This window comes from Thermococcus aciditolerans (assembly GCF_008152015.1).
GTDB classification, from domain to species: Archaea; Methanobacteriota_B; Thermococci; order Thermococcales; family Thermococcaceae; genus Thermococcus; species Thermococcus celericrescens.
The window spans coordinates 1,852,842-1,875,626 of record NZ_CP041932.1 but is presented as its reverse complement, the minus strand read 5'-3'; the positions used below and the strand labels follow the sequence as shown (position 1 = coordinate 1,875,626).

Annotated in this window: 18 protein-coding genes, 1 tRNA gene and 2 rRNA genes; 7 read left to right on the top strand and 14 right to left on the bottom strand. The window is 58.3% G+C overall.

Annotated elements, in window-relative coordinates; translation table 11 throughout:
• Positions 1-2: 2 nt before the first annotated feature.
• On the bottom strand, positions 3-1,583 hold the full coding sequence (lysS, locus tag FPV09_RS10290; RefSeq protein ID WP_148883834.1) for a lysine--tRNA ligase: 1,581 nt from the start codon (positions 1,581-1,583) through the stop codon (positions 3-5).
• 131 nt (positions 1,584-1,714) lie between these two features.
• On the opposite strand from lysS, the gene FPV09_RS10285 reads away from it, so the two are divergent.
• Together FPV09_RS10285 and FPV09_RS10280 are read left to right on the top strand one after the other, a co-directional pair.
• Positions 1,715-2,599, top strand: coding sequence for a PhoI (locus FPV09_RS10285; RefSeq protein WP_148883337.1), 885 nt, complete (start codon positions 1,715-1,717; stop codon positions 2,597-2,599).
• 32 nt (positions 2,600-2,631) lie between these two features.
• The gene (locus FPV09_RS10280) at positions 2,632-3,243 is read left to right on the top strand and encodes a diacylglycerol/polyprenol kinase family protein (protein WP_148883833.1); all 612 of its coding nucleotides are present in this window, start codon (positions 2,632-2,634) and stop codon (positions 3,241-3,243) included.
• Here FPV09_RS10280 and FPV09_RS10275 read toward each other — a convergent pair.
• The 9 genes from FPV09_RS10275 to FPV09_RS10235 form a co-directional block, all read right to left on the bottom strand.
• Entirely contained in the window at positions 3,237-3,803 is a 567-nt protein-coding gene (locus FPV09_RS10275; RefSeq protein WP_148883336.1) for a DUF366 family protein, read from the bottom strand. The two genes, FPV09_RS10280 and FPV09_RS10275, sit on opposite strands and share 7 nt — an antisense overlap.
• A 4-nt stretch (positions 3,804-3,807) precedes the next feature.
• Positions 3,808-4,284: a magnesium-dependent phosphatase-1 gene (locus tag FPV09_RS10270; RefSeq protein WP_148883335.1), complete on the bottom strand. Its 477-nt coding sequence runs from the start codon at positions 4,282-4,284 to the stop codon at positions 3,808-3,810.
• A 165-nt stretch (positions 4,285-4,449) separates the two neighbouring features.
• A 23S ribosomal RNA gene (locus FPV09_RS10265) occupies positions 4,450-7,478 on the bottom strand.
• A gap of 120 nt (positions 7,479-7,598) precedes the next feature.
• Positions 7,599-7,675, bottom strand: a tRNA-Ala gene (locus FPV09_RS10260).
• Between the two features lie 53 nt (positions 7,676-7,728).
• Positions 7,729-9,214: ribosomal RNA gene (locus tag FPV09_RS10255) — 16S ribosomal RNA — on the bottom strand.
• The 16S and 23S rRNA genes sit together here with 1 tRNA gene alongside, the layout of an rRNA operon.
• A gap of 378 nt (positions 9,215-9,592) precedes the next feature.
• Positions 9,593-9,820 (bottom strand): hypothetical protein, encoded by a 228-nt coding sequence (locus tag FPV09_RS10250; RefSeq protein WP_148883334.1) that lies wholly within the window; start codon positions 9,818-9,820, stop codon positions 9,593-9,595.
• Between the two features lie 37 nt (positions 9,821-9,857).
• Positions 9,858-10,085 carry a hypothetical protein gene (locus FPV09_RS10245; protein ID WP_148883333.1) on the bottom strand — a complete coding sequence of 76 codons (228 nt, stop codon included), beginning with the start codon at positions 10,083-10,085 and terminating at the stop codon, positions 9,858-9,860.
• Between the two features lie 59 nt (positions 10,086-10,144).
• Positions 10,145-10,984 carry a ribose-phosphate diphosphokinase gene (locus FPV09_RS10240; protein ID WP_148883832.1) on the bottom strand — a complete coding sequence of 280 codons (840 nt, stop codon included), beginning with the start codon at positions 10,982-10,984 and terminating at the stop codon, positions 10,145-10,147.
• A gap of 56 nt (positions 10,985-11,040) precedes the next feature.
• Positions 11,041-11,745 (bottom strand): DUF1614 domain-containing protein, encoded by a 705-nt coding sequence (locus FPV09_RS10235; protein ID WP_148883332.1) that lies wholly within the window; start codon positions 11,743-11,745, stop codon positions 11,041-11,043.
• Between the two features lie 198 nt (positions 11,746-11,943).
• Between FPV09_RS10235 and FPV09_RS10230 the strand changes: the two genes are divergently transcribed.
• A complete protein-coding gene (locus FPV09_RS10230; protein WP_148883331.1) occupies positions 11,944-12,579 on the top strand; it encodes an MBL fold metallo-hydrolase in 636 nt (211 codons plus the stop codon).
• A gap of 11 nt (positions 12,580-12,590) precedes the next feature.
• Positions 12,591-13,271 carry a DNA repair and recombination protein RadB gene (radB, locus tag FPV09_RS10225; RefSeq protein ID WP_148883330.1) on the top strand — a complete coding sequence of 227 codons (681 nt, stop codon included), beginning with the start codon at positions 12,591-12,593 and terminating at the stop codon, positions 13,269-13,271.
• A 5-nt stretch (positions 13,272-13,276) separates the two neighbouring features.
• On the opposite strand, the gene FPV09_RS10220 is transcribed toward radB, so the two are convergent.
• Both FPV09_RS10220 and FPV09_RS10215 read right to left on the bottom strand, forming a co-directional pair.
• Entirely contained in the window at positions 13,277-14,692 is a 1,416-nt protein-coding gene (locus FPV09_RS10220) for a DUF402 domain-containing protein (RefSeq protein ID WP_148883329.1), read from the bottom strand.
• A complete protein-coding gene (locus tag FPV09_RS10215; RefSeq protein ID WP_148883328.1) occupies positions 14,658-15,401 on the bottom strand; it encodes a hypothetical protein in 744 nt (247 codons plus the stop codon). Before FPV09_RS10215 ends, FPV09_RS10220 begins: the two co-directional genes overlap by 35 nt.
• A gap of 139 nt (positions 15,402-15,540) precedes the next feature.
• Here FPV09_RS10215 and moaA point away from each other — a divergent pair, with 139 nt between their 5' ends.
• The 3 genes from moaA to taw22 are packed head-to-tail and all read left to right on the top strand — an operon-like array spanning position 15,541 to position 18,402.
• Entirely contained in the window at positions 15,541-16,464 is a 924-nt protein-coding gene (gene moaA, locus FPV09_RS10210; protein WP_210411188.1) for a GTP 3',8-cyclase MoaA, read from the top strand.
• Positions 16,465-16,511: 47 nt separating this feature from the next.
• Positions 16,512-17,420, top strand: coding sequence for a DUF835 domain-containing protein (locus FPV09_RS10205; RefSeq protein ID WP_148883327.1), 909 nt, complete (start codon positions 16,512-16,514; stop codon positions 17,418-17,420).
• Entirely contained in the window at positions 17,386-18,402 is a 1,017-nt protein-coding gene (taw22, locus tag FPV09_RS10200; protein WP_148883326.1) for a tRNA (guanine(37)-N1)/4-demethylwyosine(37)-methyltransferase Taw22, read from the top strand. Before FPV09_RS10205 ends, taw22 begins: the two co-directional genes overlap by 35 nt.
• 9 nt (positions 18,403-18,411) lie before the next feature.
• Here the strand turns inward: taw22 and FPV09_RS10195 are convergent, their stop codons facing one another.
• Together FPV09_RS10195 and FPV09_RS10190 are read right to left on the bottom strand one after the other, a co-directional pair.
• A complete protein-coding gene (locus FPV09_RS10195; protein WP_148883325.1) occupies positions 18,412-19,896 on the bottom strand; it encodes a replication factor C large subunit in 1,485 nt (494 codons plus the stop codon).
• A gap of 5 nt (positions 19,897-19,901) precedes the next feature.
• Positions 19,902-22,706 carry an AAA family ATPase gene (locus FPV09_RS10190; protein ID WP_148883324.1) on the bottom strand — a complete coding sequence of 935 codons (2,805 nt, stop codon included), beginning with the start codon at positions 22,704-22,706 and terminating at the stop codon, positions 19,902-19,904.
• Positions 22,707-22,785 lie beyond the last annotated feature (79 nt).

Here is a 22,785-nt window from a genome sequence, read left to right as displayed (position 1 = left end):
GATTAAGCCTCCAGGCAGAGGCGCCTGATAACGAAGTCCCTGTCGAGGGAAGCCAGGAAGCTCGCGAGCCTCGGGCCGCGATCCTTGCCGATGAAGACGTTGTAGAGCGCCTTGAACCACTCCTTGCTCGGGATCTCACGCTTCTTGGCGATATCAAAGAGCGCGTTGTTGAGTTCGTCAACGGTGAAGCTCTCACGGGAGCTGAGCCACTCCGCGACCTCGAGCATGGCCTCCCTGATTTCAGGCCTAAGTTCGATTTCTGGGGGCTTTTCCAGGATGCTGAACTTCACGTTGTCGGGGGCATACTTCTCAACCCAGTTCCTGGCGAGCCTTATGCGGAGCCTTATGCGCTCGACGTCATCTTCGCCGAGCTTCTCTGGGAGATGACCCTGCTCCAGGAGAACGCGGATTATGCCCCCCTCGTCGAGATGCGGCATCTGGACGAGCGTAACTAGGAACCTGAATGGCGCCTGCGCGGTCAACCTGTCGGGAACCTTCGGCATCGAGAGCTCGTAGGTTCTCTTGAGTTCCTCTTCCTCCTCCGGGTTCTTCGCCCGTTCAATGCCGAAGTAGATGCGCTCCACCTTGTCGAACTCGTCGTAGAGGTTGAGCAGGCCCAGGCCGAGGTCTATCTTGAGCTCCTTGTTCGGCCTCGCCTTGGCGTATATGAAGCGGATTATTCCCGGCTCGAGCACCTCGTAAAGGTCGCTGAGGAGTATAACGTTGCCCTTGCTGCCGGACATCTTGCCCTTCTGCCCCTTGATTCCGACGAACTCGTACATCAGGTCTATGGGTGACGGCCAGCCGAATATCTTCTCAACTATCTCCCTGCCGGTGTCGTACGAGCCGCCCGCGGCGAGGTGGTCCTTTCCGGCCGGCTCGAAGTCCACCTTGAAGTGCGCCCAGCGCATCGGCCAGTCGACTCTCCACCTGAGCTTGACGTTGCCCTCCCTTATGTCGGTCTCGCCCTCGCCACCGCAGTGGGGGCACTTGTAGGAGACCTTCCACTCGCCGTCCCACGAAACGAACTCCGCCTCCTTCCTGCACTTCGGGCAGTAAACCATAACCGGCTGCCAGCTCTCTTCGAGGGGCGGCTGCTTGGCCCTCTCGCGGTATTTGTCGAGTATGGCCTTTATCTCTTCGCGCTTGGCCAGGGCGGTCCTTATCTCCTCGGCGTACTCACCGGACTTGTACAGCTCGTAGGCGTGGAGGAAGTCCACCTCTATGCCGAGCTTCGACACTTCCTCTTCGAATATAGCCATGAAGTGCTCCGCGTAGCTGTCGTGGCAGCCCCACGGGTCCGGAACCTCGCGAACCGGCCTCGTGAGGTGCTCCTTCCACTCGGGCGGCACGTTCTTTGGAACCTTCCTGAAGCGGTCGTAGTCGTCCCACATGTGGATGTGGCGAACCTTCTTCCCCCTGTCCCTGAGGGCGTGGCCGACTATGTACGCCGTGAAGAACTCCCTGAAGTTCCCTATGTGAACGTAACCGCTCGGGGTTATTCCGCTCTCCACAACATATTCATCCCTGTCGCCGCGCTCCCGGATAATCTTTTCAGCCATGTAGTCTGCCCAATGAACCATTCTCACCACCGCGCTTAGGTCTGCGGAGGGGCTTTTAAGCTTAAGCTTGGCATGGGAGACAACTCCAAGGGAGAAAATTTTATAAATTCTGATGGTAAAACTACAGACAAAAGTAACATGGAGGCATCCCTATGGAGTTCGAGATGAAGAGGATGCAGGCGTTTTTCCCGGCGTCGCTGGAGATTCAGGAGGAGCTCCTCAAAGCCGGTTTTAAGGTTCCATACGACAAGGAAAATGGAAGGAAAACCCCCGTCCCGGTGGTGGTTAGCTCGGGGATGGAGAGGAAGCTCAGAAGGAACAGGCTCCTGAAGGCCAGAGATTTCGAGAGCGATGGGAAGTTCGCGCTGGTGCCGGGTGAAAGGGCACTCCTGGAGCTGGAGCTCACGGAAAGGGGCTTTCTGGTGCTCAGGCCGAAACCGATCGAGTACCACCTCGAGGAGATGGGCTTCGTCTCCGTCCCTCCCAGGGTCTGGGGAACGTGGGCGAGCTTTTCGCTCCCGTTTTCGGCGTACGATGAACTGGTGGATTTTCTGGGCGATTTCAGGAACGATAACGGAAACGGATTCTACACCGCCTCCCGGGGCTCAGGCGGAAGGATAGAGGTTTACGCCTACAAGGGGAGGAAGGGAAAAGACCTCGGAATTCCTGTTTTTGGCTACGCCCTCGGGCTCCATGGCTTAACCCTCGCCGAGGAGTACTTCAGGGAGAAGGCCAAAGAGAACGGAGTTCCCGAGGAGAGGCTCCGCTACCTCAGGCTCGGCCTGAGAAAGAGGAGGGAAACCAAAGCGGGCCTCAAGGTTGGCCTGGTCTGGGAGAACGGGAGGCCGGTCGAGATAACGCTCAAGCTCTCGACGACGGAGCCAAGGGTTAGGATCCAGGGGCTCTACGGCGAGCTGGTCGGCAAATCCAGGGGAGAGCTCGCGAGGACGGATGAGTGGTATATCGTCGTCCACGCGGGCGATTTCATCACCGCACTGGAGGCCGTTGGAAGGGCCTTCGGGGACAAGTCATATTAACCCCAACTCCCTCTCATTTTTTGGTGGAACACATGCTCCCAAGTTGGGGAATCTACGCGGGCACCGCCGCTGCTTTCATACTCATCGCCATAGGCCTCACGAAAAGGCTCGGCCCCGAGTGGGCCTGGGTGAACAGGAAGATAATCCACTTCAGCATCGTTCCGGCCGTTCTAATGTTCTACTACGGGAAAATACCCGCGGAGGTCTTCAGCGGCGCGGCTCTCGTCTTCGGGCTCTTCCAGCTCTGGCCACACCTCAAAAAGAGGGAGTTCTCGTGGTACCAGATAGAACACAACTACGGGGAGGTCTTCTTCGCTTTCTCCGCCTCCGCCGTCCCGATGGTTCTGCCGAGGGGATATGCCACCGCCCTGCTCCTGGCCATGGCGGTCAGCGACGGGATAACCGGGATAATCAGGCACTTCTACTTCAAGCGGCACGGCTTCAACGTCAAGCTGAGAAAGCACTGGACTGGAAGCCTTGGCTACCTGGCGACGGCGCTGGCGATAGCGTTCCTTCTCCTTGATGCTGGTGCGATGGGAAAAATAGGGTGGGCAGTCATCCTGACCCTAGCCGAGTACCAGGGCTGGCTCGACGATAACCTGGCGGTTCCTCTAGTGGGAAGCGTTCTCTTTCTCATCTATTGAGCCCACCTGACCTTCAGGCTGTCCTTCTTCACCTTGTTGAACTCCTCCACGAGGGCCTTTCCGGTCTTCTCCATGAAGCCCTCTACGTCCGTTATGCCGAGCTCCTTCAGGCCGATGGCATCAACACCCTCAGGAATTCCCTTCGCCTCAACGTTTATCCCGATGTGGATCTTGACGCTGACCGGGGAGACCGTTGCTATGGAGATGCTGAGCTTTCTGCCGTTCACGTATATGTCGTCGCCCTTCCTGTGGGTTTTCACACCATATTCAGCCAAAACCTCGCAGAGCCGGGCTATGAAGAGCTTCTGGAGCGTTGAGGCGAAGAGTGCATTGACAAGGTCAAAGACCTCGACGATGTAGTGAACCATGTCGTCGCTCTTGATTTCCTTGCTCGCGCGGAGGTCTTCGATGTCAATCATCTCCTCAACCTTGACGTCGCACTTTCCACGGAAGACTATGAGAGAGTTCCCGAGTATCCCAAAGTTCCTGTAGGCCCAGTGACTTCCTATCGCAGAACCGTCGTAGTCTATGCGCCTATCCTTCACGATGAGCAGCTCCATGATATCACCCCATCCCTTCAAGGAGTTTCCTCAGCTCCTCAAAACTTTTGGCATCTTTCCACATATGGATGAACTGAATAGACGGGACGGTGGTTTTAACGTCTTCGATGTGTATATCCCTGTCATCCACGTAGATGACTCCCCCAACATCGTATCCCGAAAGCTCCAGCTCCCGGAGCGTTCTCGCTATCATATCCGCCTTGTCCGGGTGGTTCTCTATCTTTGGAAACCTGAAGTAGTCCCAGAGGCCAAAGCCTTCGAGGATTGGCCCAACCTTCTCTTCAACGTTCCAGCTCGCTATGCTCAGAACGAACCTCTCACTCGACCATTCGAGGAACTCCCTGATCCCGGGAAAGAGATGGAGTTCCTCGCCTGTAGAATCAACCAGATAATCGCCGTGGAACTCGTATGGCGGCGTAAGCCTGGATGCATCCTCGTGATCCCAGAGTGTGCCATCGAGATCAAGTATCAGTACTCTCATTTCATCACCAAGAAAAGCTCCGCTGGTGGGTTTTAACAATTGTGGAAAAGCATCATGACTGGAAGTTCAATATTGCGATGCAATCAATCAGACAGAAACGAGATTTAAGGGCTTGAGGACCGTGCACAGGCCGATTGACCTATCAAATGCCCAGCCCCCCTTTCAGAGGCAGAAACCTCGGGCTATTGGGAGCGGCAGACTGAACGGGTCGGTTTCCCTTCCCGCTTACATCCCCGCCCCATCAAACGGGTCTTCTTCCCGAGCCCTCGTCCCAGGCAAAGGACCGGTCGCCCGACCCCCTGCGCCTGGGAGTGGGTGCCTATTTTCGGGGACCGCTTCGGCCTTAGATGCTTTCAGGCCTTATCGGACGCGGCGTAGCTGCCCGGCTGTGCCCTGTAGGACAACCGGTAGACCAGAGGCCGCGGCTCCCTGTTCCTCTCGTACTGGGGGAGCCTTCCCCTCAGGCACCCAGCACCTCCGGTAGATAGCATCCGACCTGTCTCACGACGGTCTAAACCCAGCTCACGTTCCCCTTTAATGGGTGAACACCCCCACCCTTGGCCCCTGCTGCAGGACCAGGATGGGAAGAGCCGACAGCGAGGTAGCAAGCCTCGGGGTCGATATGGGCTCTCGCCCGAGACGACTCTGTTATCCCCAGGGTAGCTTTTCTGTCATCCCTGGCCCCCACCGGGGAGGCTCAGGGGTTCGCTAGGCCACGCTTTCGCGGCTGGACCCGCCTCTGTTACGGGTCCAGTCAGGCCGGCTTTTGCCCTTGCACTCTACGGCGGATTCCTGACCCGCCTGAGCCGACCTTAGGGCACCCTCGATACCTTTTCGAGGGTGTGCCGCCCCAGCCAAACTGCCCACCTACCGCTGTCCCCCCATCGGAGGTTAGCCATACGGCAGAGGGTGGGCGGTGTCTCATGGACGGCTCCACCCGCCCCGGAGGGCGGGCTTCGACGCCTCCCGCCTACGCTGCGCACCCCCCGCCGTATGGCAACGGCAGGCTGCAGTAAAGCTCCATGGGGTCTTCGCTTCCCACCGGAGGTCCCAGGCATATGCGCCTGGCAGTGGTTTCGCCGGGCCCCAGCCGGGGACAGTGAGGACCTCGTTACGCCATTCATGCAGGTCGGCATTTAACCGACAAGGAATTTCGCTACCTTAAGAGGGTTATAGTTACCCCCGCCGTTTACCGGTGCTTCACCCGGTTGAACCCGGGCTTCACATACCGGCACTGGGCAGGCGTCGGCCCCAGTACAAACCCTTTCGGGCTAGCTGGGACCTGTGTTTTTACTAAACAGTCGGGTCCTCCTAGTCACTGCGACCTGCGGGTTACGCACCCGCAGGCACCCCTTATCCCGAAGTTACGGGGCCAATTTGCCGAGTTCCCTCGGCTGGGTTTCCCCCGACACGCCTTAGGCTTCTCACCCAGGGGCACCGGTGTCGGTTCTCGGTACGGTCGCGGTGGATCGTTCCCAGAGGGCTTTTCACGGGCCCCAGGGATCAGCGGAACCCCCCTTACGGGAGGCCATTCGCGCTTTCATCCGGTTCTCGCCATTACGGCACTCCCCGGACTTATACGCTTAGCCGGCCTTGTGGACCGGTCCGCTTACCCCAAGGCGTCACCCTCTGGGCTTGCGTTGCCGCGCCTACCACCGCGGTACGGGAATATAAACCCGTTTCCCTTTCGCGGGCGCCGAGTTACGGACCCGCTTAGGACCGACTAACCCACGGCTGACGAACATTGCCGTGGAACCCTGGCCCCTTCGGCGGCCGGGATTCTCACCCGGCTATGCTGCTACTCCCGGCAGGATCCACAATACCGACGGGTCCACTGGACCTTACGGCCCAGCTTCCACCCCACCGGCACGCCCGCCTACCCGATCACGGACCAATCGGTCCGTGCGCCGGGGTCTCGGCAGCCGGCTTTAGCCCCGTCCATTTTCGGGGCCCCTGACCTCGACGGGTGAGCTGTTACGCACTCTTTAAAGGATGGCTGCTTCTAAGCCTACCTCCCCGCTGTCTAAGGCCAGGGACACCCTTTGGAGTAACACTTAGCCGGCATTTAGGGGCCTTAACCCCGGTCTGGGTTGTTCCCCTCTCGGTTGACGGCTTACACCGCCACCCTACTCCGGCCATCTACGGCGGCAGTGGGTTCGGAGTTTGACAGGGAGCCGGGGGATTTCTCCCCCTAAACCCCCAATCAGTGCTCTACCCCACCACCTACCTCCGGCCGGGCTATCCTGAGGGATAATTCGGCGGGAACCAGCTATCGCCGGCCTCGATTGGCCTTTCACCCCTAGCCCGAGGTCACGGGAGCGAATTGCACGTCAGCATCCCTAGCGGGCCTCCATCCCTCTGTTGAGGGACTTCACCCTGCCCCGGGCTAGATCGACCGGCTTCGGGTCTCATCCGAGCGACTCCGGGCGCTTTCACACCCCGTCCCTCACCCTTACGGGCTGCGGACCTGTCGGTTTCCCTGCGGCTTCGGGGTTGACCCCCTTAACCTCGCCGCTCGGATGAACTCCCTGCCCCGTGATCCAAGACGGACGGTGCAACCCTGGTCGCCTCCCCTCGTACTCCACGGTCGCCCGTGTTTCCTTCGGGGAGGGTCAGCCCTTCTGGGCCGCACCCACCTATCGCCGCCTGGTTTCAGGCTCTTTTCACCCCCTGCCAGGGGTGCTTTTCAGCTTTCCCTCACGGTACTAGTTCGCTATCGGTCTCGGGACGTATTTAGGGTTGGGAGCCGATGCCTCCCAGCTTCCCGCCGGATATCCGACCGACGGTACTCAGGGACACCCCAAGACCCACCGGGCTTGCGCCTACGGGGCTTTCACCCTCTACGGCGCCGCGTTCCAGCGGACTTCGGCTTCACCCGGGAGGGTCTTTCGGGGGCCCTACTACACCACATCCCCTCCGGGTTTCCCCGAAGGGTTCAGTTTGCCCTGTGCCGCTTTCGGTCGCCCCTACTAACGGCATCGCTTTTGCTTTCTTTTCCTGCGGGTACTAAGATGTTTCAATTCCCCGCGTTCCCCCTCCCGACTGGGAGTGCGGCAAGAGCCGCGGGAGGTCCCATTCGGGCATCCCCGGTTCGACGGCTGCCTGCGCCTCGCCGGGGCTTATCGCAGCTTGCCACGCCCTTCGTCGGCGCCCCGAGCCGAGCCATCCACCAGACGGCTTAAGTTTTCTGCCCCCTACTCAGGGGGCTGGGCATTTTTTGGGTCAATCGGCCTGTGCACGGTCCTCATCGTGATCCCTGTTCGGGATCTCGGACCCTTCCACCCCGAGCCGGGCTCGGGATGTGCATCTCTTCGTGGTGGACCGGCCGGGATTCGAACCCGGGGCCTTCGGCTTGCAAAGCCGACGCTCTCCCAGGCTGAGCTACCGGCCCACGGAAGGCAGGCCCAACACCTCTTAAACCCCCCGGACGGATTTTCCGGCGATAGGAGGTGATCGAGCCGTAGGTTCCCCTACGGCTACCTTGTTACGACTTCTCCCCCCTCACGGAGCCCAGACTCGACCCGGCCTCCCCGAAGGGAGATCAGGCCTCATCCAGACCCCGCTCGGGTGGAGTGACGGGCGGTGTGTGCAAGGAGCAGGGACGTATTCGCCGCGCGATGATGACACGCGGGTACTAGGGATTCCAGCTTCACGCGGGCGAGTTGCAGCCCGCGATCCGAACTGGGAGCGGGTTTAGGGGATTACCTTCCCCTTTCGGGGTCGGATCCCATTGTCCCGCTCATTGTAGCGCGCGTGTAGCCCGGGGGTTTCGGGGCATACTGACCTACCGTCGCCCGCTCCTTCCTCCGGCTTATCGCCGGCGGTCCCCCCAGAGTGCCTCCTCCCCAGCGGGGAGGACTGGCAACTGGGGGCGCGGGTCTCGCTCGTTACCACACTTAAGTGGACGCCTCACGGTACGAGCTGACGGCGGCCATGCACCTCCTCTCGGCGTGTCCGGCAAGACCTTCAGCCTGGCCTTCATCCTGCCGTCGCCCCCGGTGAGGTTCCCGGCGTTGAATCCAATTAAACCGCACGCTCCACCCCTTGTAGTGCTCCCCCGCCAATTCCTTTAAGTTTCAGCCTTGCGGCCGTACTCCCCAGGCGGCGGGCTTAACGGCTTCCCTTCGGCACCGAGCGAGCACGAAGCTCGCCCGACACCTAGCCCGCATCCTTTACAGCCAGGACTACCCGGGTATCTAATCCGGTTCGCTCCCCTGGCCTTCGTCCCTCACCGTCGGACCCGTTCCAGCGGAGCGCCTTCGCCACTGGCGGTCCTCCTGGGATTATAGGATTTCACCCCTACCCCAGGAGTACCCTCCGCCTCTCCCGGTCCCAAGGCCCGCAGTATCCCCAGCAAGCCCCACGGTTGAGCCGTGGGATTTCGCCAGGGACTTACGGGCCCGGCTACGGACGCTTTAGGCCCAATAATAGCGGCCACCACTCGGGCCGCCGGTATTACCGCGGCGGCTGCCACCGGCCTTGCCCAGCCCTTATTCCCGGAGCTCTTTACACTCCGGAAAAGCCGTGGCGATGCCACGGCACTGGGGGTCCCCCCGTCGCGGTTGCCCGCATTGCGGAGGTTTCGCGCCTGCTGCGCCCCGTAGGGCCTGGACCCGTGTCTCAGTGTCCATCTCCGGGCTCCCACTCTCATGGCCCGTACCGATCTTCGGCTTGGTGGGCCGTTACCCCACCAACTACCTAATCGGCCGCCGGCCCATCCTCGGGCGGGCAGAGCCCCTTTCGGCCTGAGGACCTTCCAGTACCTCAGGCCTATGGGGGATTAGCCCCAGTTTCCCGGGGTTATCCCCCTCCCGAGGGTAGGTTACCGACGTGTTACTGAGCCGTCCGCCGGTGCGCGCAAGGCGCCCCATGACTCGCATGGCTTAGTCGGACCCCCATAGCAGTGGCCTCCGGCAGGATCAACCGGAATTGAGCAAGGAGTACGGCCGGTGGGACTTCCCTCAGGGGGAAGTACCAATATCCGTCCGGGGTTTGGTCGAGGTGTTGGGCCTGCCTTACCCCCGAGGGGTCCGCCTTTCGGCGTTTCCTCGGGAGCGCACATTGCTGTGACCCGAGCTGGAGGGCGGGGTTCATCGTGGGTGCTTTGCACCCTGTCCCCCCGACGCCGCCGTCTTGGCGCTCGGGTTTTGTCGCGCCCTGTTCGGGCGCTCCATCCAATAGGGGTGAACCCCACCGATACAAAATTTTTGCAAAAACCCTCCCCGGGCAGATTCTTAAAAAAGAAGCTGTCAAAAAGCGCCGATAAAATGCACAATTTTAGACATAAAAACGGCAAAAATTTTTGCAGTCAGAGAAGGAAAAGGATGAGAAGCAGAGAACCCGAGACCACCGAAACAATGACACTCAGGTTGAGTGCACCATCGTGACTCAACCCACGACCCCCTCCAGTTGCCCACCCAACGTAGCCACCGAGGGCCACCATCGGAAGGGAGGCCACGAACGGCAGCCAGCGTCCCCCAAGCGGTATCAACCTGTCCACGAAGAGAACGAAATCAATGGATGCCAGAAGCGTCATAAGGATGAAGCCTATGGTGTAGGGATGATTCTCTTCATCAGCGGCACCACCCGCAGGCCCTTGGTATGGTCATGTAGAACACCAAAACCGAGAGGAGGCCGACCAAGAGGGTAAGCTTTCTGGATGAATCCTCGTCCAGCCCAAAGACCATGAGGAGACGCTTCGTAAGTGGGAGGAGAACCATGAGCGACAGGACTATGGTGAGATTATCCGCGAAGGGAATCACCGAACCCAAGCCACCAATCACGAGGAAGGAAACCACCATGAGAAGTCCGGCTCCAAAAAACGTCAGAAAGGTTAAGAGGGCGGCGAGGGGAGACGCCCTCACAGCTTCAGTATCTCGGGCACCACGCTTATCTTCGATACCGGCGTGGGTATCGTGTTGGTGACCGCCAGCTCGTCAACGGCTTTGCTTACGCGCTCTATGGCACCCTCAGCGAAGACACCGTGCGTGGCCGCGACGAAGACCTTCTCCGCCCCCATCTCCCTGAGCAGGTTTGCCGCCCTGATCATAGTCCCGCCGGTGCTTATGATGTCATCGACTATGAGAACGTTCTTCCCCTTAACGTCCACATCGACCGGCTCCATCCTAACCTCCGTCGGGGAGACGCGGACCTTGTGGAAGTGGCTGTACTCAAGACCAAGCCTCTCCGCAACGGCCTTCGCCCTCATCAGCGCACCCTTGTCGGGGGCGAGAACAACGCCCTCACCGAGCTTCTCCCCGAAGTAGTCCGCAATGACCCCCGCGGGGGAGAGGTTGACCGCCTTACCCTGGAAGAACTTGAGGGTCTCGGGGTTGTGGAGGTCGAAGACGTAGAGCTCGTCGTAGTAAACCGCGAGGGTTCTCATCACAGCCCTCACACTCACCGGCTCACCTTCCTTCGTGACCCTGTCCTGTCTCGAGTAGGCAAAGTATGGAACGACCGCCCTGAGCTTCCGGGCCCCCCTCTCGCGCAGGGCATCGGCGAGGAGAATCATCTCGACCAGGTGCTCGTCCTGAGGCCTGAACGTGGACTGAACGACAGTAACCTCTTCCGAAGAGCCAAGGACCCTGACGTATTTCTCACCGTCGGGGAACCGCTTTATCTCGGCATCAAGAATCCTGCCGCCGAGGGCCTTCATCTCGTCCTCCAGATGCCTGGCACCGCTTCCAATCACGAACATGAGCATCACCCCTATTTGCCACTGGAATGTTCAATACCTCCCTTAAAAACCCACCGTTATACCAGGAGGACGGCAATTATACCCGCGAGGAAGATGCCGTCGAAGGTGCCGGCGCCGCCTATGCTGACCATCGGTGCGCCGAGGTTCTTGATCCTGTTCCAGTTCATCAGGTCGGCACCTATCAGGACACCGAGGGTCCCGCTGATGTAGGCAACGGCGTTCGGATTGCTCCCGCCGAGGAGCCAGCCGAGAAACATGGCCATCAAGGGCGGCAGGAAGAGGGGCATGGCTATTCCAAGGCCCCTGACAGGTCTGGCAACGGCATGGCTGAAGAAAGAAGCTATGAGAACCGCCAGGAGGGTGTTGAAGAGAAGGGTCCACCGGCCGAAGTACACCATCCTGAATATCTCATAGACGGCCACGCTTATGGGAACGATGGCCCCTCCCACGTTTATGGCGATGATTATGCGCCTCTCCTCCCAGTCAAAGAACGGAACGGGGTAGGCTATTCCAAAGAACCGAACCTCCCTCACCCTCACGACTGGCTCGTAGGACGTTTCCTCCGCGATTGGTATGTTTAGGAAGCTCCCCACGAGCGCGAAGATGAAGAGCGCATAGGCGACGTCCGGGGGAATCCCGAGCTTCTCAAATGCGGCCATAACGACACCGGAGAAGAACACGAAGATAATGACGAAAAGAACCCCCATAACCAGGAGCACAGGAAGTGAAACGGGCGGGATTATGAGGCGACGTCTGTTCATCCTGCACCACCGTGATGGACTACCACCTTTCCGGGGCTCGAAATTTCCGCGACCACCAATGAAAGGGCAGAAATGGGGTATATAAAATCTGCGCCGGCTTTCCGGGAATCGGAGGATACAGAAGGAACTTCGAAAAAACGGACGACGGGGAAAAACTTTAAGTCTACCTTACCCAAACCAGTTGAGGAGGTAGAGCCGATGAAGATTATCTGGTATGGACACGCGTGCTTTTGGGTCGAGACCAACGGTGTGAGACTCCTCATCGACCCGTATCCCGAGGTGGACGATGACAGGATAGGCGAGGTTGACTACATACTGATAACCCACGAACACGTGGACCACTACGGCAAGGTGGAGCTTCTCTCGCGACTCCGCGACGCTACCGTGATAGGGCCCAAGCCAGTTTACATGACCGCCATCAGCGATGGTGTGACGAAGGTCAGGGAGATCGAGGACGGCCAGACCATCGAGCTCAAGAACGGCGTTAAGGTGACCGCATTCTACATGGAGCACCCCTCGAGCCAGTACCCCCTGGGCTACCTGATAGAGGGGGACAAGGCCCTCTTCCACACTGGCGACACGTATTCCACACCGGTCCTCCAGAGACTCCGCGGAAGGGTGGACGTTCTCTTGGTGCCGATAAGCGGCCGCTCAACGGCCAACGAGCGCGAAGCAGCCCAGATTGTCGAGGATATGCGCCCACGCCTCGTTATACCCATGCACTACGGCATCTACGGGACGGGAAGCCCCGAGAAGCTCAGGGATGAGCTCCAGAAGAAGCGCATCTGGACCCTCGTCAGGCCCCTTGAACTCTACGAAGAGTTCACCCTTTAGCGGTGAAGCGGATGCTCTCAACGGGGGTCAAATCACTTGACGAGCTTCTGGGTGGGGGCATAGCCCCCGGCGTCCTGACCCAGATTTACGGAGGCTTCGCCACGGGGAAGACAACGCTGGCGGTTCAGATAGGCCTTCTCAGCCGCGGAAAGATTGCCTACATCGACACGGAGGGCGGCTTCTCTCCGGAGAGGCTGAGCCAGATGGCGACCGCAAGGGGGCTGGATCCGGAGGAGGCCCTTCAGCGCTTCATTCTATTCACCCCCTCGGATTTTAAGGAGCAGCGGCGCTCGGTTGGGGGCCTGAAGAAGATCGTTGATGGGACGTTCTCCCTCGTCGTTGTTGACTCGCTAACCGCCCATTATCGCGTCGAGGAGAACAGGAGGGGCCTGAGCGCAGAGCTGGGCAAGCAGCTCCAGGTGCTCCTCTGGATAGCGAGAAAGAACAGCATACCCGTAATAATCATCAATCAGGTTCACTTCGACAGCCGGGCGGAGAGGATGAAGCCCGTTGCCGAGCACACGCTCAACTATCGGACGAAGGACATTCTCCGGCTGGATAGACTGAACGTCCCTGGCCTTCGGGTCGCCGTTCTGGAGAGACACCGCTTCAGACCGGAGGGGGGCATGGTCCACTTCAGGATAACGGAGAAAGGAATCGAGGAAGCCCTGAGCAGCGAGGAGGATAAATAAAAAGGTCAAACCCTCTCATATACCTCCTGCACTATCCTAAGCACCGCCTTGTAGAGCTTCTCGCTTATCGTGCCTTCCTCGTAGTGCTCGGTGAGCTTCTCCCTGTCGATTATCTCCTTCTTTCCGTCCGGCCATCTGACTATGTCCACCTCGAGGTCGATGTAGCGGGCCCTGTCCGGGTAGATCTCCACAGGGGTGTTTATGTTGTAGTACTCGCCCTTTAGGTTGCCGTCACGGTCGTAATAGCGGTGCACAAACCACCACTTTCCTTCCTCTATCTCCGTGATGACGTAGTCGCCAAACTCTATCGGCAGGTCGAGACCGTCGTAGAACTTCCCGGGCTTGAGGTGGCGCTTGAAGGTGACCCTGAGCGGGTTCATGGAGACCTCCTGAACTTCACCGGGCCCTATCTTTATCCTCTGGCCATCGGGTTTGTTGTGCTCGAGGCTAAAGAGCCAGCCCCTCTTCGGCCCCTTGTTGGCAACGACTGACTCCCAGAAGCCCTGCCTGACCTTCTCCCGCTGGCCCGGCACCTTGGCTAGTATTCCCTCTGCTATCTCCACCGCGAACCCGAGTTCAAGGTCGTGGGCCTTCAGCTGGTGGTGGCCCTCAACTGTCGGAACCACCCTGTTCCGTATCTCGTCGAGCTTTTTCTTCGCCCCTCCACCGAACTCGACCTCGTAAATACTGCGTCCCTCGATTAGGAGGGATGGAGCCGCGTAGGAATCCGCCCTCGCGAGGGTGTCGGCCAGCTTCGAGAGCGCCACTATCTCATCGCGGAGAATGTTCCAGTCCTTGTAGGCAGCGGCCGTCCTCCACAGGATGCCCCACTCCCCGAGGTCAACGCTCAGACCCAGGATGCGGAGCCTCTCACGCTCGCTCTGGTCCCTTATCTTCCGGGATATCTTGACGTGCCTCTGGGCACCAACGGGCTTCGGAATCAGAACCGCGTAGTCGCCGGGGATCGTCAGGGTGACGCTCAGCTGGGGGAGCAGGTTGTGCTTTTTGACCTGGACGAGGAGTTCGTCGCCCTCCCTGGCACGGGGAAGGTCCTTAACCGGTATCGTACCTATGGCGCTCCCAATGTCCACGTAGACGTATCTCTCGTCCCTCTGAACGACTATTCCCTTGTAGATGCCATACAGCTGATAGGGAAGCTTCCGGAAGAAGACGTCTATGAATTCGTCCTCGAGAACCTCCCTAACCTCCTCAACTTTCGTCCCGACGAGGATGACCCCATGGTGGTCCTTCTTGTCATAGACGTCAACATCGAACTCGTCGTAGGTCTTCTCGAGGTTGAAGCGCTCGACGATCCTGTTGCTCGGCTGTGAAATTCCGAATCCCCTGTCGAGGAACAGCTTGGTGAGGGCAGTGCTGTATATGCCCCTAACCCGGACTGTAACTCCTGTGTCTGTAGACACCTTCACCACCCCTCATCTTCTTTTCCACCACTCCTATGAGCGTGAGACCCTCGAGTATCTCGCCGGCGTCAGCGACACCGCTCAGCTTCTCAACGTTTCTCGCCTCAACCCAGAGCAGTCCCCTGGAGTGCCAGTCTCTCAAAGCAGCTTCAACCTTGTGAACGTCACCTGGATGAGTATAGAGCCTGAGGAGGAACCTTTTAAGGGTACCGAGTTCGGCCTCGAGCGTCTTGACCTTCCTAAGCTCCTCCATTATACCCGCGGGTACCTTTTTTTCCTTTTCGCCTCCAGCAAGGAGCGCCATTCCTTCGACCTCTGAGGTCAGCTCGCCGAGGGCCTTTCTAACGGCGTAGTCGTAGACCCTGTGAAACTGAACGAGCCTCTCCATCGCGGTCTCCAGCTTCACACGGGAATCGTAGTCGTCCCTCGAGAGGAGGGACAGAAGCTCCTCGAGCCGGAACTTCATCTGATGCTCGTTCCGGTAGAGCTCCTTAGCCTGCGCCTCCGCGTAACTCCCGACCCCGCTCATCTCGCGGTAAAGACCCGCAGCCACCTCAAGTTTCTCCCGGGATACAGTGTGAAGGGCCTTAACGGTCTCCAGAAGAGCCTCCCTGTCCCTCTCACCATAGATGGCAGGGAATTTGTTCTCAAAAGCGGAATGAAGCGATTCCAGACGGGAAAGCCGGGACTTAATCTCCTCAACGTTCATGGGAAAACCCCCTGGCCATAACTTGCCCCCTCCCCCTACTTGTAGTTTTCGATGCAGTCCCCTCGGGCGTGTTAAACGAAAGCGCTTACCCAAAATCTTTTTTTAAGCCGAAAGGCTAATCCAAGCGGTGCTTCAGATGGTGCTCTACGACCGCTTCGGCAGACCCGCGACCAACCTCAGGATATCCCTCACCCAGGACTGCAACTTCCGCTGCTTCTTCTGTCACCGCGAGGGACAGCACTTCAACGCGAGCCTTGAGCTGACCCCCTCGGAGATAGAGAGGCTCGTCAGGGTGGCGTCGCGCCTTGGAATAAGAAAGGTCAAACTGACCGGAGGGGAGCCCACCGTCAGGAACGACATACTTGAAATAGTGAGGCGCATAAGGCCATACGTGGTTGACCTCTCCATGACCACAAACGGGAGCAGGCTAAAGGAGCTGGCGAAGCCGCTCGCCGAAGCGGGCCTCAACCGCGTCAACGTATCCCTCCACAGTCTAAAGCCCGACGTTTACCGCAGAATCACCGGTGTCGATATGCTCGACACGGTCCTCGAAGGCATAGGGGAGGCGGTGAAGTACCTCAGCCCGGTGAAGCTCAACATGACCGTTATGAGGGGACTGAACGACGGCGAGATACGGGACATGGTGGAGTTCGCCGCGAAGACCGGGACGATACTCCAGCTCATCGAGCTCGAGGCCCCGATGGAGATGACGGAGACCAGGTTCTTCAGGAAGTACTTCTACCCTCTCAAGCCCGTGGAGGAGTGGCTGGAGGAAATGGCCGTGGAGACTCGCGAGAGGAGGATGCACAGAAGGAAGAAGTACTTCATTCACACCGACCACGGCGTCGCAGAGGTTGAGGTGGTCCGGGCGATGCACAACACGGTATTCTGCGCCAACTGCACGAGGCTCCGCGTCACGTCGGACGGGAAGTTCAAGACGTGCCTGCTGAGGAAGGATGACCTCATCGACTTCGCGACGGCCCTCAGGAACGGCGTAAGCGACGGAGAGCTCGTGGAGATATTCCGCCGGGTCGTCCTCATGAGGGAGCCGTACTGGAAATGAAGGAAAAGTTTTTTGGGAAGTTGACATCTATATGATTAGGTGAAAGCGTGGGGCATGGGAATGAAATCCAATATCTCTCCGCTGCAATTCTGATCGGCATAGGCGCATACGGCGTCGTACGTTCCCTTGAGGAGTATAAAAGACACGGAGAACCCGTAAAAACCCTGGCTAGGACACTGTTGGTATCCTTTTTCCTGTTCGGTATCGCCGGAGGCCTCGGAGTACTGGCGACTACAGCCGTTTCCCTCAAGTTCTGGATGCTCCAGGCGGTCAGCATAACGCTCGGATACATAATCCTGGCAAGCTCAACATTGAATCTGCTGGGCAAACTGGAGAGATACTGGCGGGCACCGTCCGTCCAGAGGGAGAAGTCCCAGGGCAGAAAACCACCCCTACCCCCAGCCGCGATGCTCACATCAACCGAGGATGCAAAGGTTCTGCTGAAAACCATCTTCGGGTATTTCAATGTTCCCATCCTTGCCATAGGTAGGGAACACCCAGAATCATGGGCCGAGAAGATGGGGGTGGAGCCCGCGGAATACATCTGGCTCACCCGCGTGGAGCATCCCCAGTCCGTGAGTCCCAGTGCACTTCACATCCTGAACAGCAAGATAACCACGTTCCTCAAGAATAACCCCAACGGGATAGTTTACATCGAGGGAATCGAGTACATAAGCTTCTATGTGGACTTTAAATCCATAGCGAAGTTCATCCTCGCGGTTAGGGACGCGGCCATAATCCACGGGGGACACATGATACTGCTCGTCACCCCCGAAACGCTGGAACCCCAGCAGTACGCAATATTCAAAAAGGAACTCGAAACCATCGATGTTCAGAGAATCATCAACAACGTAGTGGGCGTTGCATTGTTTGGAACACTGCCCCCCGGAAGCGCGCCCAAATCCCCGGAGAGGAATGACGATGCCGGCACTCAGAGTCCCCAAGAGGAAAGCTGAACCCGTGAAGAGGAGGCTGAAGAAGCTGGGCCTCTACGACGGGAAGAGGCGTCCGAAACGGGAGGGGGAGTTCGTTCTCCTCCCCGTCATCGAGGACCCCATTCTTCGCTCACTCGGCTACGAAGTCCTGCCCTCCGAACTTCCCCTCCGGCCCGAACGGCAGCTTTACAAGAACCTCGAGAGCGTCCTCGCCGGGAGGCTGAGCGAGGAGGAGCTGAAACACCTCAGGCGCTACGACATCGTCGGGGACATAGCGGTAATCCAAGTGCCGAGGGAGCTTTCCCACAGGGTGGACGATATCGTATGGGGCCTCAGAAAGGTCCACCCCTTCATCAGGGTCGTGGCCCAGAAAGGCTTCCACGAGGGGGCGTTCAGAATAAGGGAATACTCGATAATCTGGGGGGAGAGACGGCTGGAAACCGTCCACAGAGAAAACGGAGTGCAGATAAAGGTGGACCTCTCGAAGGCCTTCTTCAACCCGCGGATGAAGGGCGAGCGCTACCGCCTGGCCCAGCTCGTTCGGGACGGCGAGAGGATTCTGATTCCCTTCGCCGGCGTTCTGCCGTATGCGCTCGTCATAGCGCGCTATAAAAGGGTCAAGATCACCGCGGTGGAGCTGAACAGGGAAGCTTACGAACTCGGCCTCGAGAACATCGAGCTGAACCGGGAAAGGCTGAAGGGCGAGATAGAGTTCATCCACGGCGACGTTTTCGACGTTCTCCCCGAACTTCCGACCCACGACAGGGTGATAAGCCCCACCCCAAGGGGCGTTGATGCCCTGGCTCTAACGCTGGGCAGGGCCGAGAAATGGCTTCACTACTACGATTTCGTCCACGAGACCGATGTCGGGGCGTTCAGGACCAGGATAATGGACGCGTGTACCATGCTGGGAAAGGAGTGCAGGGTCCGCGTAAAGAAGGTGAGCGACTTCAAGCCGCACGTTTTCAAAGTGTGCGCGGATGTGGAGATAAAGGGGAAATAATGAAGATCCTCACTTCTTCCCCAAAAAGTCGAACAGCGTCGCCTGTTTACCCTTCTTCTTGGGCTTGTCCACCTTTCCGGACTCTTTCGGCTCTTCCACGCTCTCCATCTCTTCCTCAGCCTTCTCAAGCTCTTCCTCGCTTATCTCCTCCGGGGCTTCCACAGCCTCCTCCTTCGGCCCGGTCTCCCCGGGCTCCTTCTCGACCGCGGCCTCCACGTGTCCCTCCAGTTCACCGCGCTCCTTGAGCTTCTTGTGGATGTTGAGGCTCTTGGCCCAGATCGTCCTCGCCCTCTCCCTGTCGCCGGCGATGAACTCCACCTCTTTCTCCGTCAGCTCGAGGTAAACGACGAAGTGCGCCGCAACGTCCGCGCTGTTCTCAAATATTGCCCTGAGGTAGTTGAGGGTCTCCAGAGCCTCCAGCTTCGCCATGTGCATCTCGCTCATTATCTTCTTGACGACCGAATCGCGGAGGCCCCTCTCCGCCTTGCTCTCCGTGAGGAGCTTTATCGTCTTCGGGGGATAAATCCTCACGAAGCCCTTCTTTTTGACACCCGCCACGGCAACCCCCGCGGTCATCATGTCGGTGGCGTACTTCCAGAGGCCGTAGTTCCCGGTTCTCTGCGCCCTGCCGAGGTATATGTCAGCCCTGCTGAGCGCCTCATAGGCCCTCGCTATGTCCTCGGGCTTGTAGTAGACGTAGGGAAGGTTCTCGTCTATCCACTGGAGGAGTTCGTGGGGGAACATGTCAACACCGAGCGTTGCCATCCTGGCTTTCTTCGCGTTGTCCGTGGCAAAAATCTGCGCCAGTGCCTGGAAAACGCTCTTCTCGGTGTCGCGGTAGGCCAGAACCTGGGCCGCGTCCTCGACCCCGCCCGTGACGACGGTCTGCAGATCGTTCACCGCGGCACGGAGGTCGCCGCCCGCGTGCTTGGCGATGTCGTAGAGCAGTTCCTTTGGAACCCTCTTACCCTCGTGGTGGAGTATCCTGGCGAGGGCTTTGATAATATCGCGCTGGGTCAGGCGCTTGTACTCCACTATCTGCGCCCTGCTCCGTATCTCCCTGGGAACCTCCCAGTAGTGGTTGGCGCTCATTATGATGGGGTTTCTTGCCCTGTCGATGAGCTTCGCTATCTCCCTCGCCCCCGTTGGCTCGATGTTGTCGGCCTCATCTAGGAATATGAGCTTCCGCCTCTTTCCGAGGATGTCCATAGTGTAAGCGGCCTGAACGTAGCGCTCTATCTTCTCGTACGTCCTCTCGTCGCTCGCGTTAAGCTCTATGACCTCGAAACCGTACTCTCGGGCCAGGGCATAGACAGTGGTCGTCTTACCGGTCCCGGGCGGTCCCGCGAGGATGAGAGCCTTCTTCTTTGGAGGTTTCCCCTCCAGCCACGCCCCTATCCAGGCCTTGACCTGCTCTATAGCCTTAGTCTGACCGACTATCTCATCCAGCCGCCTCGGCCTGTACTTCTCGACCCAGGGCACTTCCCTCGGCATGGCCATCACTTGCCCATTATGGTGAACTGCGCCAAGAGAGCCTCGAGCTGTATCATCTCGTTGGCGCCCTCAACGAGGCGGAAGTTGTACTCCCCTATCTTGTCCGCCAGTGCAACTTTCCTGTCCTCGGGAATCGGCAGGTTGAAGACCTCCCTGTGCATCTGGATTAGCACATCTTCGCCGCTGAGGCCCTGCTTGAGGAGAATCTCCCTAAGCTTCTCCCTCGCCTTGAGGAAGTTGCCCTCCAGTGCCAGGTTCATCATATCACGCACATCCTCCGGCCTGGCCCTGCTCGCCACGAGAAAGACGTTCTCATCGGTTATCGTTTTATCGAGCGCCGCGGCCGCCTGCAGGACGTTTATTGCCCTCCTGAGATCGCCCTCGGCAACGTACAGTATGGCCTGAAGGCCGTCCTCCGTCAGCTCGAGCCCCTCGTTCTCCGCTATGTACCGTATGCGCTCGGCCACGTCCTCGTCGTTGAGCGGCCTGAAGCGGAAGATTGCACAGCGGCTCTGGATGGGCTCGATAATCTTGGACGAGTAGTTGCAGTTGTGGCTCACAAGGCCGTTAGAGATGAAGCTGTGGTCCCTGGCACAGGTAACATCGTAAACGTCAAGGTAGCCGAGTTCTTCCTTCTTAATGACCTTTTCGACGACATAATCACCGAGCGTTCTCTCACTCAGGAACTCCTCAAAGGTCATGAAATCCCTGGTTAAGCCTATTGGAACGCCCTTAAGCCTGTTGACCACGAAGTCCCTCTTCACGCCCAAAACCTTGGCGGCTTGAGTTGGGTTAGTAGCGGCGGCAAGCTCAACGGCCCTCTCGGCAATCTGCGGAAGGACGAGCTCTTTGTATGCTAACTTAATCCTAAGGTATTCACCAACGAGCCTCGCGTAGGAGTCTTTAGCGTAAGCGTAGCCGACCCTCATGAGGAAGTTGATGTAGTTGGCGTCGTTGGGCGTAACAAGGAGACGAACGATGAACTTTCCATCGGCTGGGGAAACTACTATCTTTGACTCCACATCAAACTCCCTGAGGAGCTCGGCCAAATCGTTGAAGAACTCTGTTGTCTCCTCAAGGCTTTCCCTCGTTGCGCGCATCTCAAGCTTTATCCCGTTGAAGTTGTAGCGGTTCCCGTTCGGCTTTGTTCCGTCCGCTCCGAAGAGCCCCCTCAGAAACTCCCTCTTGACGAAGAGGTTGCCCCTCTTTATCCACTCTGGAACTGCGTAGCCTTTGGCAGTTTTGTTCCCGATTTTAACTCCCCAGAAGCGCATGAGCGCGTGGAAGGCCGAGCTGTCCACGTAGAGCATGTGTATTTTGCCCTCAACCTTTCTTCCGCGGATTTCCGAGCTGGTTTCCCTCTCGATTATTTCAGAGGGCTTTAAGCCAAGCCTCCGGAGGTCTTCTGCAAGGGCCTCAAGTTCCTCCCTGCTTGAGTTGAACCAAATCCTGACCCCACCCTTAGCCAAGTGACCGTCACCAAGAATGAAGCCAAGAACCCCCGCAAGAATTCCGGCTTTCTCGTCGTCGTAGCGGACGAGCCACTTCTCCTTGACCTCCCTAAGGATGCTGTAGGCGATTCCGCTCAGCTCGCCGTTGAGGAGATTTCTAACGGCGGAGTAGCTTATCCTTATTCCAAACTCCTCCTCTATGACCTTCTTCACGTCCATTGCATTTCTCAAGGGCTTACCATCGCGAATCTTTCTGATTAGCTGTTTTTTGCCCTCAATCCTTCTCTCAACGTAGCCCTTCTTTTCAAGGCTCTGCAGGAACTGGTTGAGCCTCACCCTTGATAGGCCGACTTTTTCCTGCAGTTCTCTCCTCGAAATCCAGTCCCCTGGGATCTGCCCCAGGATTTCGGCCTCTCTAACCGTCAAACCGTTCTCCATCTCGGCCTTAAGCTCCAGAACCCTCGCGAGGATTTTCTCCTTATCCCTCGTGAGAAGTTCACGGAAGGTTCTCGCCTCGCCAAGCGGCTTCAATCCGTGCTCGCGCTCGATTTCTTCAAGGAAGGCAAAGAACCCCCTAAGGTCAATTATCTGCCTCGGGTCGGGCTCGTAGGGAGTTCCCTCCAGTGTAGGCCTGACGAGGACTTCCGAGTCTTCCTTAAGATCGTAGGTCTGAACCCAGCCCGTCGGCGTGAGAAACATGTGGTCGCCAGTTGCCTCTATTACCCTTCCACTCTCAAGGGTAAGCCTGTAAACGGGGTGGCCGATTATCTTTGAGTTGAAAGCCACCGCAGCAACAACAGTGTCCCTTCCGGCCCTGTTGCTGACTTCCTTGATGATGCCCTCCTCGAAGTGCCTGAGGAAGTCCCTAATCTTCACCTCCCTCTCGTCGGGGGTGTAGATTTTGGTGTCCCCCGTGACACAGCTGAGGATAAACCTCACGTTGTTCGAGAACATCTCCATCGTTCTCCTCAGCGCCTGCTGGGCGTCCTGGGTCAAAGCGTCTGCCTCGTCGAGGAAGATTATCTTGAAACTCGCCCCGCCTATCGGCTTGGTTCTCGCGAACTCCTTCACCTTCTCGCGGATAACGTTTATGCCGCGCTCGTCGCTCGCGTTCAGTTCTAAGAAGTTGTGGCGCCAGTTTTCGCCAAACAGCTCCCTCGCGAGGGCCAGAGCGCTAGTCGTCTTCCCAGTACCGGGCGGACCGGCGAATAGAAGGTGCGGCATGGAGCCGGTTTTGGCGTAGTGCTTGAGCCTCTTAACTATGTGAGCCTGACCGACGATGTCATCGAGCCTCGCGGGCCTGTACTTCTCAACCCACGGCTTTTCAAGGATCCTAACTTCCTGAACTTCATCCGGCATGGTCATCACCTACCCAAATCTAAACGGCACTTGGGAATATTAAGGTTACCGGTGAGTGACGTCCCATCGCGGGCTGCAC